This is a genomic window from Cellulosimicrobium sp. SJTW-1 (assembly GCF_047716875.1).
Lineage (GTDB): Bacteria > Actinomycetota > Actinomycetes > Actinomycetales > Cellulomonadaceae > Cellulosimicrobium > Cellulosimicrobium funkei.
This window is the reverse complement of record NZ_CP136680.1, coordinates 74,510-88,610: the sequence shown is the minus strand read 5'-3', so window position 1 is coordinate 88,610 and position 14,101 is coordinate 74,510. Positions and strand designations below refer to the sequence as shown.

Annotated in this window: 16 protein-coding genes; 7 read left to right on the top strand and 9 right to left on the bottom strand. The window is 74.8% G+C overall.

Going from position 1 to position 14,101, the window contains the following annotated elements; all coding sequences use genetic code 11:
* Positions 1-9: 9 nt before the first annotated feature.
* The 3 genes from zapE to RSE42_RS00405 all read left to right on the top strand — a co-directional run bounded on the left by zapE (position 10) and on the right by RSE42_RS00405 (position 3,749).
* The gene (zapE, locus tag RSE42_RS00415; protein ID WP_415297599.1) at positions 10-1,221 is read left to right on the top strand and encodes a cell division protein ZapE; all 1,212 of its coding nucleotides are present in this window, start codon (positions 10-12) and stop codon (positions 1,219-1,221) included.
* An 83-nt stretch (positions 1,222-1,304) separates the two neighbouring features.
* Positions 1,305-2,660, top strand: coding sequence for an ATP-dependent Clp protease ATP-binding subunit ClpX (clpX, locus tag RSE42_RS00410; RefSeq protein WP_396049749.1), 1,356 nt, complete (start codon positions 1,305-1,307; stop codon positions 2,658-2,660).
* Between the two features lie 84 nt (positions 2,661-2,744).
* Complete coding sequence (locus RSE42_RS00405) at positions 2,745-3,749, top strand: DUF2510 domain-containing protein (RefSeq protein WP_255180086.1); 1,005 nt, start codon at positions 2,745-2,747, stop codon at positions 3,747-3,749.
* On the opposite strand, the gene RSE42_RS00400 is transcribed toward RSE42_RS00405, so the two are convergent.
* From RSE42_RS00400 to RSE42_RS00390, 3 genes are read right to left on the bottom strand one after another with little or no spacing between them, the layout of a single operon-like run.
* The gene (locus RSE42_RS00400; RefSeq protein ID WP_415297598.1) at positions 3,736-4,329 is read right to left on the bottom strand and encodes a peptidase dimerization domain-containing protein; all 594 of its coding nucleotides are present in this window, start codon (positions 4,327-4,329) and stop codon (positions 3,736-3,738) included. The two genes, RSE42_RS00405 and RSE42_RS00400, sit on opposite strands and share 14 nt — an antisense overlap.
* A 9-nt stretch (positions 4,330-4,338) precedes the next feature.
* Positions 4,339-5,046: an amidohydrolase gene (locus tag RSE42_RS00395; RefSeq protein WP_415297597.1), complete on the bottom strand. Its 708-nt coding sequence runs from the start codon at positions 5,044-5,046 to the stop codon at positions 4,339-4,341.
* 44 nt (positions 5,047-5,090) lie between these two features.
* Positions 5,091-5,513, bottom strand: coding sequence for a VOC family protein (locus RSE42_RS00390; RefSeq protein ID WP_144679222.1), 423 nt, complete (start codon positions 5,511-5,513; stop codon positions 5,091-5,093).
* A gap of 114 nt (positions 5,514-5,627) precedes the next feature.
* Here RSE42_RS00390 and RSE42_RS00385 point away from each other — a divergent pair, with 114 nt between their 5' ends.
* Positions 5,628-6,011, top strand: a complete 384-nt coding sequence (locus tag RSE42_RS00385) for a hypothetical protein (protein ID WP_415297596.1) — start codon at positions 5,628-5,630, stop codon at positions 6,009-6,011.
* Between the two features lie 45 nt (positions 6,012-6,056).
* On the opposite strand, the gene RSE42_RS00380 is transcribed toward RSE42_RS00385, so the two are convergent.
* From RSE42_RS00380 to RSE42_RS00355, 6 genes are all read right to left on the bottom strand, one after another.
* Complete coding sequence (locus RSE42_RS00380; RefSeq protein ID WP_415297595.1) at positions 6,057-7,883, bottom strand: lipase family protein; 1,827 nt, start codon at positions 7,881-7,883, stop codon at positions 6,057-6,059.
* 71 nt (positions 7,884-7,954) lie between these two features.
* The gene (locus RSE42_RS00375) at positions 7,955-8,383 is read right to left on the bottom strand and encodes a (deoxy)nucleoside triphosphate pyrophosphohydrolase (protein WP_085386939.1); all 429 of its coding nucleotides are present in this window, start codon (positions 8,381-8,383) and stop codon (positions 7,955-7,957) included.
* A 79-nt stretch (positions 8,384-8,462) separates the two neighbouring features.
* Positions 8,463-8,717 carry a helix-turn-helix domain-containing protein gene (locus RSE42_RS00370; RefSeq protein ID WP_043653127.1) on the bottom strand — a complete coding sequence of 85 codons (255 nt, stop codon included), beginning with the start codon at positions 8,715-8,717 and terminating at the stop codon, positions 8,463-8,465.
* A 170-nt stretch (positions 8,718-8,887) separates the two neighbouring features.
* Positions 8,888-9,181 carry a hypothetical protein gene (locus tag RSE42_RS00365; protein ID WP_043653125.1) on the bottom strand — a complete coding sequence of 98 codons (294 nt, stop codon included), beginning with the start codon at positions 9,179-9,181 and terminating at the stop codon, positions 8,888-8,890.
* Positions 9,182-9,290: 109 nt separating this feature from the next.
* Positions 9,291-9,644 (bottom strand): Hpt domain-containing protein, encoded by a 354-nt coding sequence (locus tag RSE42_RS00360; RefSeq protein WP_415297594.1) that lies wholly within the window; start codon positions 9,642-9,644, stop codon positions 9,291-9,293.
* Entirely contained in the window at positions 9,641-10,036 is a 396-nt protein-coding gene (locus RSE42_RS00355) for a response regulator (protein ID WP_043653120.1), read from the bottom strand. Before RSE42_RS00355 ends, RSE42_RS00360 begins: the two co-directional genes overlap by 4 nt.
* Positions 10,037-10,106: 70 nt before the next feature.
* Here RSE42_RS00355 and RSE42_RS00350 point away from each other — a divergent pair, with 70 nt between their 5' ends.
* From RSE42_RS00350 to RSE42_RS00340, 3 genes are read left to right on the top strand one after another with little or no spacing between them, the layout of a single operon-like run.
* Positions 10,107-13,025 (top strand): response regulator, encoded by a 2,919-nt coding sequence (locus RSE42_RS00350; protein ID WP_415297593.1) that lies wholly within the window; start codon positions 10,107-10,109, stop codon positions 13,023-13,025.
* Positions 13,022-13,522: a pyruvoyl-dependent arginine decarboxylase gene (locus tag RSE42_RS00345; RefSeq protein WP_043653117.1), complete on the top strand. Its 501-nt coding sequence runs from the start codon at positions 13,022-13,024 to the stop codon at positions 13,520-13,522. The genes RSE42_RS00350 and RSE42_RS00345 overlap by 4 nt, the downstream gene beginning before the upstream one ends.
* The gene (locus RSE42_RS00340) at positions 13,519-14,088 is read left to right on the top strand and encodes a hypothetical protein (RefSeq protein ID WP_051027849.1); all 570 of its coding nucleotides are present in this window, start codon (positions 13,519-13,521) and stop codon (positions 14,086-14,088) included. The genes RSE42_RS00345 and RSE42_RS00340 overlap by 4 nt, the downstream gene beginning before the upstream one ends.
* The last annotated feature ends 13 nt before the right edge of the window (positions 14,089-14,101 follow it).

Genomic DNA, 14,101 nt, shown 5'->3' with positions numbered 1-14,101 from the left:
GCTGACCCGGTGACCAGCCGCCGCCTCGACCGCGTCCGACGCGCGGTCGAGGCGGCCGCCGCGCGTGACGGGTTCGCGCTCGACGCGGCGCAGTCCGCGCTCCTCGACCGGCTCGTCCGGCTCGGGGAGGAGCTCGCCGGGGCCCGACGGCGCCCCGTCCGCGGCCTGTACGTGTGGGGCCCCGCGGGGCGGGGGAAGTCGTGGCTGGCGGGGGCGTTCTTCGCGGCCGTCGCGGACGGGCTCCCCGCCGGCGCGACCAAGCGGGTCCACGTGTACGACCTGTTCCGCGAGCTGCACGCGGCGATCCACGCCCGACGGGTGACCGCCCTCACCGGGCCGCGGCCCGCCGTCGGGCAGGGTGGCCCGACGCGCGGGTGGCGCACCCGGGCGACCGCGCCGGTCGCGGAGCCGACGCCGCCCAGGCCGTCGGAGGAGTCGCCGGAGCCACGCCCCGGCGCCGTCGACTCCGCGATCGACGGCCTCCTGCGCGGGACGACGCTGCTCTACCTCGACGAGCTCCACCTCCACGACACCGGCGACGCGACCCTGCTCACCCGGCTCCTGCGCCGGGCGTTCGCGGCGGGCGTCGTCGTGCTCGCGACGTCCAACTACGAGCCCGGCACGCTGCTGCCGAACCCGCTGTGGCACCACGTCGCCGAGCCCGGGATCGCCCTCCTGCGCGCGCACCTCGACGTCGTCGAGCTCGCCGGGCCCACGGACTACCGGACGCTGGGCGGGCGCGGTCGCGCCGGGTTCGCCGCGGGCGCGTGGCTCCTCCCCGGCACGACGGCGCAGCTCGACGCCCGCGGCCTGCGTCGCCCGGGCGCGGACGAGGCGACGGCGGTGCGCACCGGGTCGCGCACGTTCCCCGTGACGGCGGCGCGCGCGCACGAGCTGTGGGTGACGTTCGACGACCTCGCGGGCCGGCCGACGTCGACCCTGGAGTACCTCGACTGGTCCGTGCGCTTCCGCCGGTGGGTCGTCACCGACGTCCCCCTGCTGACCGCCATCGACCGCGAGGCGCAGCAGCGGTTCATCGCGGTCGTCGACGTGCTGGTCGACGCGGACGTCGAGCTCGTCGTCACGTCGCCCCACGCGCTCGGCACCTTCCGCACCGCGCTCCCCGACCGCCCGGACGCGTTCCGCACCGCGAGCCGGCTCCAGCTCCTCACCGAGGACGCGGGCGGCGGCGTCCCGGCGGACGACGTCCCGCACGCCTGACCGGCGCGTCCCAGGGCTCGCGTGCGGGGGTGTCGTGGGCGACGGTTACGATCGGCCGCAACCGACTCGACTGGAGGCACCTGGTGGCACGCTCCGACGGCACCGACGACGGCGGCGCGCGCGGTCAGCGCGGGCCCCGCGCGGCGGACGCGCTCACGTGCTCGTTCTGCGGCAAGTCGCAGCGGCAGGTGAAGCGGCTCATCGCGGGCCCCGCGGGCGTTTTCATCTGCGACGAGTGCGTCGCGCTCTGCCTCGAGATGGTCGAGGAGGACCGCGAGACGGAGTCGGCCGAGCAGGACATCGTCACCGGCAGCGGCCCGCTCCCCACGCCGCACGAGATCTTCGCGCACCTCAGCCGCTACGTCGTCGGGCAGGACGGCGCCAAGCGGGCGCTGGCCGTCGCGGTGCACAACCACTACAAGCGCGTGCGCGCCGCCGCTGCCGCCGAGGAGGCGGGCGAGGCCCTCGCGACCGACGACCCGGACTACGTGGAGCTGGCGAAGTCGAACATCTTGTTGATCGGTCCGACGGGGACGGGCAAGACGTATCTGGCGCAGACGTTGGCGCGGATGTTGAACGTGCCTTTTGCGATCGCGGACGCGACGGCGCTCACCGAGGCGGGGTATGTCGGTGAGGACGTGGAGAACATTCTGCTGAAGCTGGTGCAGGCGGCGGACTTCGACGTGAAGAAGGCTGAGACGGGCATCATCTACATCGATGAGATCGACAAGGTGGCGCGGAAGGCGGAGAACCCCTCGATCACGCGGGACGTGTCGGGTGAGGGTGTGCAGCAGGCGTTGTTGAAGATCATCGAGGGCACGTCGGCGTCGGTGCCGCCGCAGGGTGGTCGTAAGCATCCGCACCAGGAGTTCATCCAGGTGGACACCTCGAACGTGCTGTTCATCGTGGCGGGGGCTTTTGCGGGGTTGGACGACATCGTGGCGGCGCGGGCGCGCAAGCGGGGTGTGGGTTTTGGTGCGCCGATCGAGACGGGTGCGGGGGAGGACCTGTTCGCGCAGGTGCGCCCGGAGGATCTGCACCGGTTCGGGTTGATCCCGGAGTTCATCGGGCGCCTTCCGGTGATCGCGTCGGTGGCGGCGTTGGACCGGGAGGCGTTGGTGCGGATCCTGACCCAGCCGCGGAATGCGTTGGTGAAGCAGTATCAGCGGATGTTCGCGATCGACGGGGTGGAGCTGGAGTTCACCGCGGGTGCGGTCGAGGCGGTCGCGGAGCAGGCGTTGTTGCGCGGGACGGGGGCGCGGGGGTTGCGCGCGATCATGGAGGAGGTGTTGCAGCAGGTGATGTTCGACGTGCCGTCGCGTGATGACGTGGAGCGGGTCGTGATCACGCGTGAGGTCGTGCTGGACAACGTCAATCCCACGATCGTGCCGCGCACCACGACCGCGCGCGCCCGCACCCCGCGCGAGAAGTCCGCCTGACCCCGACGACCGTCGACCGGACGACCGGGTGAATTCCGTTCGACCGGTGCCGGGGCGCTCACCACGCCCACCTAGCATGTGCCCATGAGCACGCCCGATGGTTCTCCGGCACCCGGTTGGTACGACGACGGCAGCGGGACCGGTGTCCAGCGGTACTGGGACGGATCGTCGTGGACGCAGCACACGATCCCGGCCCCGCAGAACCAGCCTGCCGCTCCGGGAACCGGCTACGGCGCCCCCGGCGGCGACCCCTCGGCAGCAGCCTACGGAACCGCCTACCCGGGCGCGACGACGGCCACCGCCCGCACGGTCCACCCCCTCGGCTGGGTGGCGCTGGCCGCCGCGGTCGTCGGGTTCGTCTTCGCCTGCATCCCCGGCGCGCTGATCATCGGCTGGGTGCTGCTCCCGATCGCCTTCATCCTGTCGATCATCGGGTTCTTCGTGCAGGGTAAGAAGTGGCCGGTCGTCACGGCGCTCGTCCTGTCCGTCGTCGGGACGATCGTCGGGTTCATCGTCTTCTTCACCGTGGTGAGCGACTCGGTGGACGAGGCCTTCGGCGGCTCGGACGTCACCGTGACCACCCCGGACGCCGAGGACTCGGCGCCTGCCGAGGACGAGGGCGCGGCGGAGGAGACCGAGACGGACACGGAGCAGGAGGCGGCCTCCGAGCCGGGCAGCCGCGACAACCCGGTCCCGCTCGGCAGCGTCATCAGCGGCGACGAGTTCGACGTCACCATCAACAGCGTGCAGCTCGACGCCACGGACGAGGTCATGGCGGCGAACACGTTCAACGAGGCGCCCCCCGAGGGGTTCACCTACGCGGTCATCGATGCCACGATCACCTACACCGGCGCGGACTCCGGCTACGCCATGATGGTCGACATCGACTACGTCGCGAGCACCGGCGAGGTCCTGACCTCGTACGACACCGTCGCGGTCCCGCCGGAGCCTCAGCTCGGCCTCGACGAGCTCTACACGGGCGGCACCACCACGGGCAAGATGGCGATCGCCGTCCCGTCCGGGGACCCCGGGCTCCTGCGCGTGACGCCCGGCCTCTTCTCCGACGAAGTGTTCGTCACCCTCCAGTAGGGCCACCCTCCGCGGCGCGCAGCCAGTCGCGCGCCGCGGCGACGAGGAGCGCGACGCCCAGGTCGAGCGTCGGCTCGGGGACGGGCGCGAAGTACGGGGAGTGGTTCGGGGCGACGCCGTCGGGCAGGTTGCCCATGCCGGTCGCGGTGGACAGGTCGAACGCGGCGAAGAGCGCGGGGTCGAACCCGCCGAGGTTCCAGTAGACGAGCGGCACGCCGGCGGCCGTGGCGAGGTCGCCGACGTCCTCGGAGCCGGGCAGCGGCGGCAGCGACACGACCGCGGCCCGCCCGCCCGCGGCCGTGATGCGGTCGTGCTGCTCGTCGAGCGTGCGGGCGAGGACGGCCCGGGTGCGCTCGGCGGCAGCGGGGTCGTTGACCATGAGGTCGAACGTCGAGACCTCCTCGTACTCCGGGGCCTGCGGCGCCCCGGACGCCGCGGCCTCGGCGTCGACGATGCGGTGGATCGCGTCGAGCACGCGACGGCGCACCTGCGGCGTGAAGGACCGGACGTTGACGAGCAGCTCCGCCGACCCCGGGATGATGTTGGCCTGCGTCCCGGCGCGCAGGGCCCCGACGGTCACGACCGCGGACTACCGCGCCCCCACCTCCCGCGACACCACGCCCTGGAGCCGCATGACCGTCGCGGCCGCCATGACGACGGGGTCGACCGTCGACTCGGGGCTCGAGCCGTGACCACCCTTGCCGTGCAGGGTGACGCGGAACGAGTCGGTCGCGGCCATCGCCGGCCCGGCGGTGAGGTTGACGACGCCCACGGGCAGGGGCATGACGTGCTGCCCCAGGACGACGTCGGGCCGCCCGCCGGTCCGGTCGAACAGCCCGTCCGCGACCATCGCCCGCGCTCCCCCGCCGACCTCCTCGGCGGGCTGGAAGACGACGACGAGCGTGCCCGACCACGTGTCGCGGTGCGCGGCGAGCTCGGCCGCGGCGCCGAGCAGGCACGTCACGTGCACGTCGTGGCCGCACGCGTGCATGGTGCCGGACTCGTGGCCGTCGGGCGTGGTCGCGGTGTCCGTCGAGGCGTAGGGCAGGCCGGTGAGCTCGGTGACGGGGAGCCCGTCCATGTCGGCACGCAGCAGGACGCGCGGCCCGTCGCCGTTCGCGAGGACGCCCGCGACGCCGGTCCCGCCGATCCCCTCGTGCACGTCGTACCCCCAGCCGCGCAGCCGCTCGGCGACGATCCCGGCGGTCCGGTGCTCGGCGAACGCGAGCTCGGGGTGCCGGTGGAGGTCGATGTAGACGTCGGTGAGCTCGGCGGTGGTCAGCGGGGTCGCGGTCATGCACGCATGATCCCGCGCCCGGCGACGGGCGGCGACCGCGCGCGTCAGCCCACGAAGAGGCAGAACGGGTGACCGGACGGGTCGGCGTAGACGCGCAGCGGCTCGTCGGGGTCGTCGGACCGGTCGAGCAGCAGCCGTGCCCCGAGCGCGAGGGCGCGGTCGTGCTGCCGGTCGAGCTCCGCGACGTCGGGCACGGTGCAGTCGAGGTGCAGCTGCTGGGGCACGCCGTCGTCGGGCCACGTCGAGGGCGGGAGCGCCCCGACCTGCTGGAACGCGAGCTGGACCCCGCCCGGTGCGGCGCGCAGCACGAGCCAGTCCGCGCCGTCGGGGTCGGGCTCGCCCGCGGCGGGCGGCTCGTCGCCCGCGCGGTACTCGAGCCCGAACAGGCCGCGGTAGAACTCCGCGAGCGCGCGGGCGTCGGTCGTGTCGAGCACGACCTGGGCGATCCGGGGGAACGTGTCGGCCACGGTGACCACCTCCGCACGCCACCGTCGCGCCGCGCCCGCGCGCTCGCAAGCAGGTGCGGTCGCGGCACGCGAGGATGGGACCGGACGACGGCACACCACCCACCGGGAGACGACGTGACGGACCAGGACGGGCGCCTCGCGCGGCACGTCGCGGAGGCGGCGGACGCGTGGCTGCGCGACCCGCTCGACGCGGGGGTGTACCGGCGCCTCGTCGACGCGACGCTCGCCTGGCGGGCCGGCGGGGGCCGCGTGGTGCAGGGGCTGCCGGAGCCGGGTACCGTGCCCGGCGCCTCGCCAGGGGACGGGCCGACGGCGCCACCTCGCCCGGCCGTGGGCACCCCGGACGACGACGAGCGCTACCTGCGGCCCGACCGCGCCCCGCGGGCCGTGGGCAGCACGCTCGCCGACGTGGCGAGCCTGCTCCGGGCGCGCGCCGGCGCGGCGGACGCGGAGGGCACGGCGGACGCGGCGGAGACGGCGGACGACGAGCGCTCCTGACGGCCGCCGTCCGCCCGCGCCACGGCACGCGGCGACGCCGACGCGTCAGCCGGTGGCGCAGGTGGGCGTCGGCGGCTCGCCCGCGAGCCGCGCCTCGGTCCAGCGCACGAGGTCGGGGGCGAGCGGCGAGTCCGCCTGGACGAGGCCGACGTGGTCCCGCCCCTCGTACGTGCGGTAGTCGACCGGCTGCCCGGCCGCGCACCGCTCCCCCACGTACGCGTCCTGCGTGCTCGGGAGGACCAGCGGGTCCGACGCCCCCTGCGCGACGAGCAGCGGCGCCTCGACCGCCCCGGTCGGCACGTTCTCGGCGAGCCGCTCCCCCAGGGCGCCGTCCGTGGGGTCGGTCGTCCACAGCGGCTGGTCCATGGACAGCGCCTCGGCGACGGAGACGAGCGCGCCCGGCTCGGACAGGCAGCGGGAAGCCATCTCGTGCACGACGAGGCGCGCCCCCGGGCGCACGGCCTCGATCGCGTCCGCGTCGGGGTAGGCCGCGTCGTACGCCGCCACGACGTACGACGCGAACACGCTCCCCCCGGCCACGTTCTCCAGGTGGGACACCATGTCCGTGAGGTCGCTCGCGGGAGCGAGCGCGGCGACGCCCGCGAGCGGCACGTCGGGGGCGTACGCGGGCGCGACGGCGCCTGTCCACAGGGCGGCGTGCCCGCCCTGCGAGTGGCCCCAGACGACGGTCTGCTCGCCGAGCGTCGCGTCGTCGAGGGCGCGGGCCGCGCGCACCGCGTCGAGCACGGAGCGGGCCTCGCCCTGGCCGACGAGGTACGGGTGCGGTCCTGCCGTGCCGAGCCCGGCGTAGTCGGTGGCGACGAGGGCCCAGCCGCGCGCGAGCACGTCGTCGAGCAGGAAGAACGCGCCGGACTCGAACGGCTCATCGAGCACCGACGGCGCGCACCCGCGCGCGAAGCCGGTGGTGCCGTGCGCCCACGCGACGACGGGCGGCGGCGCTCCGCCGTCCGTCCCGACGCCGTCGGGCACGACGACGAGGCCGCTCGCGACGGTGGGCTCCCCCTCGTCGAGCGTCGTCGTGTAGAGGATGCGCCAGGCCGTCGCCCCGTCCGGGATCTGTCGCGTGAACGGCTCGGCCCGCAGCAGGCTGCCGGGCTCGTCCGGGGGCGCGTCGGGCGCGTCGTAGAACGCGTCGGCGTGCGGCGCGGCGCGCTGCACGGCGACGCTCACGCCCGTGAGCCCCGCGGCCGCGACGAACGCGAGCACGGCCCCGACGAGCGCGGCCGGGCCGCGGCGCGCCGACCGGGACCGGCGTGACGGCGCGGCGACGGTTTCGGGCGGACGGCGCGCGGCGCGCGCACGGCGCACGCCGGCGACGAGCAGCCGCACGCCGAGCAGCACGAGGCGCACCCCCAGCACCACGGCGACGACGAGCACGGTCACGTCCGGCCAGACGAGCGCGAGCCCGCCGAGCAGCACGGACGCCGCGCCCACCGCCACGCGGGCCCAGCGGTCCGTGCCCGACGACCGGAGGCCGTCGACCACGTCGAGGACCCCGGCGACGACCAGGCCGACGCCCACGAGCAGCGCGACGACCCCGATCGTCGGCGCGGGCCACACGAGCACGGCGACCGCGAGGGCGAGGAACAGCAGCCCGCGCACGACGCGCAGGGCGCGGGGGCCGCGCGCGTCCGGGGGCGCGCCGCCGTCGCCGACGAGCTCGGCGACGCCGAGGACGGCGAACGCCGCGACGACCGCGACGACGAGGACCGCGAGCGAGGCGAACGGCCGCAGCACGACGGCGGCGCCGAGCGCGGTCGCGGCGGCGCCGAGCACGACGGCGGCCCAGGGCGGCAGGCGGTCCCCGAGGTCGCGCAGCGCGCGGCGCGCCCGGGCGGTGGTTCGGCTCACGTCGCGACCGTAGCCACGCGTCCCGCAGGGCGCGCGCGGAGCGCGTGGCGCAGGCCGGGAGGGGTCGGCGGTCAGACCGCCTCGGGCGCCACCTGGCGCGCGAGCTCCTCGACGATGCGCACGTCGGCGTCGAGCCACGGCACGTCGAGCCAGCGCCCGGCGTCGAGCCAGGTGAGCTCGTCGTGCTCGACGAGCGGCTGGGGCTCTCCCGCGGTGACCCGCGCGAACCACAGGCGCATCACGTGGCGGTCGGTGATGATCCAGGCCCCGTGGTCGGGGCCCACGATCTCGTCACCGAGCTCCACGGCCACGCCGAGCTCCTCGCGGAGCTCGCGGTGCAGCGCCTCCGTCGGGGTCTCGCCGGGGTCGACCTTGCCCCCGGGGAACTCCCAGCGGCCCGCGAGGTGCGACGGACGGGACCGGCGCGCGCTGAGCAGGAGCCGCGGGGCGACGAGATCGTCGACGATCGCCGCGGCCACCACCAGTCTGCGCAGAGTCATACGCGGAGTGTCGCACGGCGTCGTGACGTGCGTGTGACGCGACCGCGACCGCGGCCTGCGAGGGCCGCGGGCCCGTTCGTCAGCGCAGGCCGGCCGCGCGGGCCCAGGCCACGGCCTCGGCACGGGTCGAGACGCCGAGCTTGCGGTAGAGGCTGCGGACCTGCGACTTGACCGTGTTGCGCGTGACGAAGAGCTTGGTGGCGATCTGCTCGAGCGTGACGTCCTCAGACAGGTTCGACAGGACGACCCGCTCCCGGCGGGTCAGCGGAGCGATCGGCGTGGCGATCCGCTCCGACGGGGCCGCCACGGGGCGGACCAGCTCGATGGTGCTCATTTTCTCCTCCAGATGCTCTCCGGTCACGTCATCCCCACGTGGCGAGTTCCGGTTGGTGCTACTTGAAGGGATGGGACGGGAGTCGTTTCATGACGCGACTTCTCGCGACGAGTTTCAGGACGTTCGTCCAGACCCGGACGAACCTGCCGCCGGAGCGGCGTCGGTGCAGGTCAGACGAGGTGCTGGTACGAGAGCAGCAGCAGCGCCACCGCGGTGTAGTCCTCGACGGAACCCGTCGAACGGGTCACGACGCTCACGCTCATCTGCTCGACCGTCGGGAGCATTCCCTGGGCGAGGTCCTCCTGCAGCGTGCGCTCGACGGTGTCGCTCAGCGCTGCCATGGCGGCGTCGATGCTCGCCTGCGGTCCCGACGTGAGGTAGGTCGGCGTCGGGACGCGGGGCCCGTGGCTCGCACGGGTCTCGCGTCGGGTCGGGCTGTCGGGCGACGTCACGGTGTCGATCATGGGAGTACCCCCCTGCCAGTCCGGGGGACCGTCCCCTCGGCACCCACCACCCTGGTGCGCGGTCCTCGGGGGAATCCCACGTCCGCCGCAGGAGAACCTCAAGATTTGCTCAAGACTCGGGGTTCGTGGCCTCCCGGGCGCCGTCGGTCAGGGCGCGCAGGCGCTGGAGACGTGCCGGCACCGCGGCGAGGTCGCTCCCGCGGAGCGCCGCCTCCAGCGCACGCGCGGCCGCGGTCGTGTCGTCGTCGCCGAACGTCCCGGCAGACCCGGCGACGGCGTGGCACAGCGCCGCAGCCTCCAGGACGGCCTCGGCCGAGGGCTCCTCCGCGCCGTCCGCCCCGGGCCCCAGGAGGCGGGCGGCCTCCTCGACGCGGGCCGCGTTCCGGGCGCGCGCCCGCTGCCGCAGCACGACGAGCGCGGCGTCGAGCCGGTCCTCCGCACGGCCGTCGGGGCCGGCCGTCACGGCTCCCACCCGAGGAGCGCGCCGAGCCGGGCCGCGAGGTCGAGAGCGTCGAACGGCTTCGTGATGACGCCGGCCGCGCCCAGGCCGTCGAGGCGCGAGATCTCTCCCGCGCCGACCTTGGCGGTGAGGAAGACGACCGGAACGTCACGCAGCGCGGGGCGCGTCCGCAGGCGCGCGAGCACGGTGGGCCCGTCCACGACGGGCATCATCACGTCGAGCACGATCGCGTCGGGCCGCACGCGCTCGGCGAGCGCCGCGCCCTCGTCCCCGTCGGCGGCGACGTGCACTTCGTAGCCGCCCACCACGTCGAGCGCGAGCTCGACGACCTCGCGGATCGACGGGTCGTCGTCGATGACGACCACGCGCCGCCTGGTCTGCCCTTCCGCGTCCATCGTCCCGACGCTAGCCGAGAAGCCCGTGCCCGGCAGCGCGCGCCCACGGGCGGTCCCCTACGCTCGACGCATGGTGGGGCAGCGGGGACCGGCGGAGCGGACGCACGACCCCTTCGTCCTCTGGTGCTGGGTGGTCGGCGTCCTCCTCGTGCTCCTCGCCGCGGTCCTCGCGAGCCCCCTCGACGCCGAGACGCGACGCACGGTCTCGCAGGCCTCGATCGTGAGCGCCGGGGCGATCGCTGCGGCGAGCTGCGGGTGGCGCGCGGCACGCTCGACGGGCCGACGGCGTCGGGCGTGGAGCCTGCTCGCGCTCGGCGGCGTGGTCGGTCTCGTCGGCAACGTCTACGCGGGCCTGGTCGACAACCCGTCGACGGGCGACTACGCCTACATCGCCGCGCTGATCCTCGGCATCGTCGGGCTCGCGTTCTTCCCCACCGTGCGCCCGCGCGGCAAGGAGATCGGGCGGATGCTGCTCGACAGCGTCGTCGTCGGCGGCTCGGTGCTCTACATCGCGCTGTACGCGGTGACGCTCCGCTCGGCCGAGGCCCCGCCGACCGGCACCACGGCCGTCACGGCGTACACGCTCCCGGTGGTGGACGCGCTGCTCGCGACCTTCGCCGTCCTCGTGATGACCCGCTCGACCGCCTCCGAGCGGGTGCCCCTCGTGCTCGTGGGCAGCGGGTTCGTGCTCTACGCCGTCGCCGACGTCGCGTTCGCCCTGCTCTCTGCCGACGGCACGTTCACGTTCGGCAGCCCGATCGACGTCGGGTGGGTCGGCGGGTACCTCATGATCGCGCTCGCCGCGCGGCACCGGGCGGCGAGCGGCAGCCCGGTGGCCGACGAGCGGGCGCAGGGGTCCGCGATCCTGGGCACGACCGTGACGTTCTGCCTGTTCCTCGCGGCCGCCCTGATCCGGGTCGTGCAGTCCTCGACGGGCTTCACGTGGGCCCCGAACGCGCTGTGGGTCGTCGTGCTGCTCGCCGTCGTCGCACGGCAGATCCTCGTCGTCGCCGACAACGAGTCGCTGCTGCACGGCCTGGAGCGACGCGTCGAGGAGCGCACGTCCCAGCTCCGCGCGCTCGCCGGCGAGCGCGCGCGGACGCTCGAGTCCGTGGCGGACGGCATCTACGGCGTCGACCCCGACGGCCGCGTCACCTTCGTCAACGCGGCGGCGTCCCGCACGCTCGGCGCGAGCCCCGACTCGCTCATCGGCCGGGACGCGCACGCGCTCTTCCACGCCCCCGACGCGGACGGCAACCCCTATCCCGCTGACTCCTGCTACATCCGGGAGGCCGTGCGCGACGGCATCACCGCGGTCGCCGAGCAGGACGTCTACCTCCGCGAGGACGGCTCCGAGGTGGCCGTCGAGGTCACGGCGAGCCCGCTCAAGGACGACGGCCGCACGCTGGGCGCGGTCGTCGTGTTCCGCGACATCACGGACCGGCGGGAGGTCGAGCGGCTCAAGGACGAGTTCGTGTCCGTCGTGAGCCACGAGCTGCGCACGCCGCTCACCGCGATCCGCGGCGCGCTCGGCCTGCTCGACAGCGGGGCCCTGGGCACGCTCCCCGAGCGCTCGGCGCGCATGGTGCACGTCGCGCGGTCCAGCAGCGACCGCCTTAACCGGATCGTGGACGACATCCTCGACATCGAGCGCATGGACTCGGGCACGACGCCGCTCGAGCGGGCCGACCACCGCGTCGCCGACCTCATCGCGACGGCCGCGGAGCCGGTCGGGCTGCTCGCGCGCGACGCCGGCGTCGAGATCGTGCAGGAGGACACCGACGAGGTCGTCGCCGTCGACGGGGACCGCGTCGTGCAGATGCTGACCAACCTGCTGAGCAACGCCGTGAAGTTCTCCCCGCCGGGCGGGACGGTCCGCGTGTCCGCGCGCTCCGCCGGGGAGATGGTCGAGCTCCGCGTCGAGGACGAGGGGCGCGGCATCCCCCCGGACAAGCTCGAGGCGGTGTTCCGGCGCTTCGAGCAGGTCGACGCGTCGGACTCCCGCGAGCGGGGCGGCAGCGGGCTCGGGCTTGCGATCTCGCAGAGCATCGTGGAGCGCCACGGGGGCCGCATCTGGGCCGAGAGCCGCGGCGAGGGCACGGGCGCGACCTTCCGCGCGACCCTCCCCCGGCCCGAGCCGGTCCTCGGCGCGGCCGACGACGTGCCCGCGACCGCGACCGGCGACCAGCGCCCGCGGGTCGTCGTGGTCGACGACGACGCGTACGTCGTCGACGTGCTGCGCGCGGTCCTGGAGTCGCGCGGGTACGACGTCGTGGGGGTGACCGACGGCACGCTCGCCTTCGCGGCCATCGAGGCCGCCCGGCCCGCCGCCGTCGTGCTCGACCTCGCGATGCCGGGGCGCGACGGGCAGGACGTGCTCGACCGGGTGCGCCGGAGCGCCGCGACGGCGAACGTGCCCGTCGTCATCGTCTCGGGCTCGCAGCCCTCGAAGGCCCAGGCGACGGCGTCGCTCGCCGACCGCTGGCTCGTCAAGCCGGTCGCGCCCGCGGAGCTCGAGCGCACGGTCAAGGAGGCCGTGAGCCTGCGCCCGCACCACGAGCACGTGCTCGTCGTCGAGGACGACCCGGAGGTCGGCGAGGTGGTCCGGGCCGTCCTGCAGGGCGCGGGCCTCGTCGTCACGCTGGCACGCAGCGTCCACGAGGCGCTGGAGGTGCTCGCGGGCGGCGACGACCCGGCGCTCGTCGTGCTCGACCTCACGCTGCCCGACGGCGCGGGCCGCGAGGTCGTCGACGCGCTCCGCCAGGACGGCCGCCTGAGCCGGGTCCCGCTCGTCATCTACAGCGGGGCCCGCCTGGACGCGCACGAGCGTGCGGACCTCCGGCTGGGAGATACCGTCTACCTGCGCAAGGGGAGCACCGCCCCCGAGAAGCTGCTGGAACCCGTGCTCGACCTCCTGGACACGGCCGCGGGCCGCTGGGGCACGGCGCACGACGACGGGGCGAGAGCCTCGAGGACGGAGAACACATGACCGCGGGACCCATCATCTACGTGAGCCACGGGACGGGCACGGGGAGGACCGAGCTCTCCGCGTTCGACGCGGCGCTCACGGATGCCGGCGTCGGCGACTTCAACCTCGTCCGGCTGAGCTCCGTCGTGCCGCCCGGGTCCCGCGTGGTCGAGGTGGACCGTCTCGAGGAGGGGTACGGCGGGCACGGCGACCTCCTCTACTGCGTGTACGCCGAGGCGCACGCCGTGATGCCCGGCCACGAGGCGTGGGCCGGCGTGGCGTGGTCGCTGCGCGACGACGACAGCGGTGCCGGTCTCTTCGTGGAGCACGAGGCGCCGTCGCACGAGCAGCTCGAGCTGGACCTCACGCTCAGCCTCGAGGACCTGGCCGCGACCCGCGGCAACCGGTTCCACCCGGCCGGTCGCCGGGTCGCCGGGGTGCGCTGCGAGTCGCTGCCCGTGTGCTCCGTCGTCGTCGCCGCGTACCGCCGCGAGGGCTGGGACGGGGAGACCCGGTGACGGCGCCGACGCGCGCCGGCGCGGGGCGCGCCGCGGTGACGTTCGAGCAGACCGTGGGCGGCGAGCTCGCCGACCGGTTCTGGGAGCTCTACCTCGAGGCGTTCGAGCCGCTGCGCACGCGCGCGGCGGCCCGGCACGTGCTGCACCGGGAGGAGTTCGACGAGGAGATGAGCGACCCGCGGGTCCTCAAGCTCCTCGCGCACGACGACGACGGCGCGGCCGTCGGGCTGACGACGCTCGCGACCGACCTCGCGGCCGTCCCGTGGGTGAGCCCGGAGTTCTTCGCGGCGCGTTACCCCGAGCACGCGGCGCGCGGCGCCGTCTGGTACATCGGCTTCACGCTCGCCCACCCGGGCCGTCGGGCGAGCCGGACGTTCATGGACATGATCGACGCGCTCGTCGCGCACCTCGCGGAGAACCGCGTCGTGTGCGCCTACGACGTGTCGCGGTTCAACGACGACTCGCTGCGGTTCGCGGACAACCTGCGCCGCCACCTCGAGCGGACGCAGGACGTCGAGGTCGAGACCGTCGACCAGCAGACGTACTACGCGACGACGTTCCGCTGACCGGCGCGCCGAC

What these genes read in the sequence shown, in the direction of transcription:
- RSE42_RS00375 (WP_085386939.1), bottom strand. Translation starts at nt 8,383, where the DNA reads ATGACTCTGCGCAGACTGGTGGTGGCCGCGGCGATCGTCGACGATCTC.
- RSE42_RS00345 (WP_043653117.1), top strand. Translation starts at nt 13,022, where the DNA reads ATGACCGCGGGACCCATCATCTACGTGAGCCACGGGACGGGCACGGGG.
- RSE42_RS00395 (WP_415297597.1), bottom strand. Translation starts at nt 5,046, where the DNA reads ATGACCGCGACCCCGCTGACCACCGCCGAGCTCACCGACGTCTACATC.
- RSE42_RS00370 (WP_043653127.1), bottom strand. Translation starts at nt 8,717, where the DNA reads ATGAGCACCATCGAGCTGGTCCGCCCCGTGGCGGCCCCGTCGGAGCGG.
- RSE42_RS00405 (WP_255180086.1), top strand. Translation starts at nt 2,745, where the DNA reads ATGAGCACGCCCGATGGTTCTCCGGCACCCGGTTGGTACGACGACGGC.
- RSE42_RS00365 (WP_043653125.1), bottom strand. Translation starts at nt 9,181, where the DNA reads ATGATCGACACCGTGACGTCGCCCGACAGCCCGACCCGACGCGAGACC.
- RSE42_RS00355 (WP_043653120.1), bottom strand. Translation starts at nt 10,036, where the DNA reads ATGGACGCGGAAGGGCAGACCAGGCGGCGCGTGGTCGTCATCGACGAC.
- RSE42_RS00350 (WP_415297593.1), top strand. Translation starts at nt 10,107, where the DNA reads ATGGTGGGGCAGCGGGGACCGGCGGAGCGGACGCACGACCCCTTCGTC.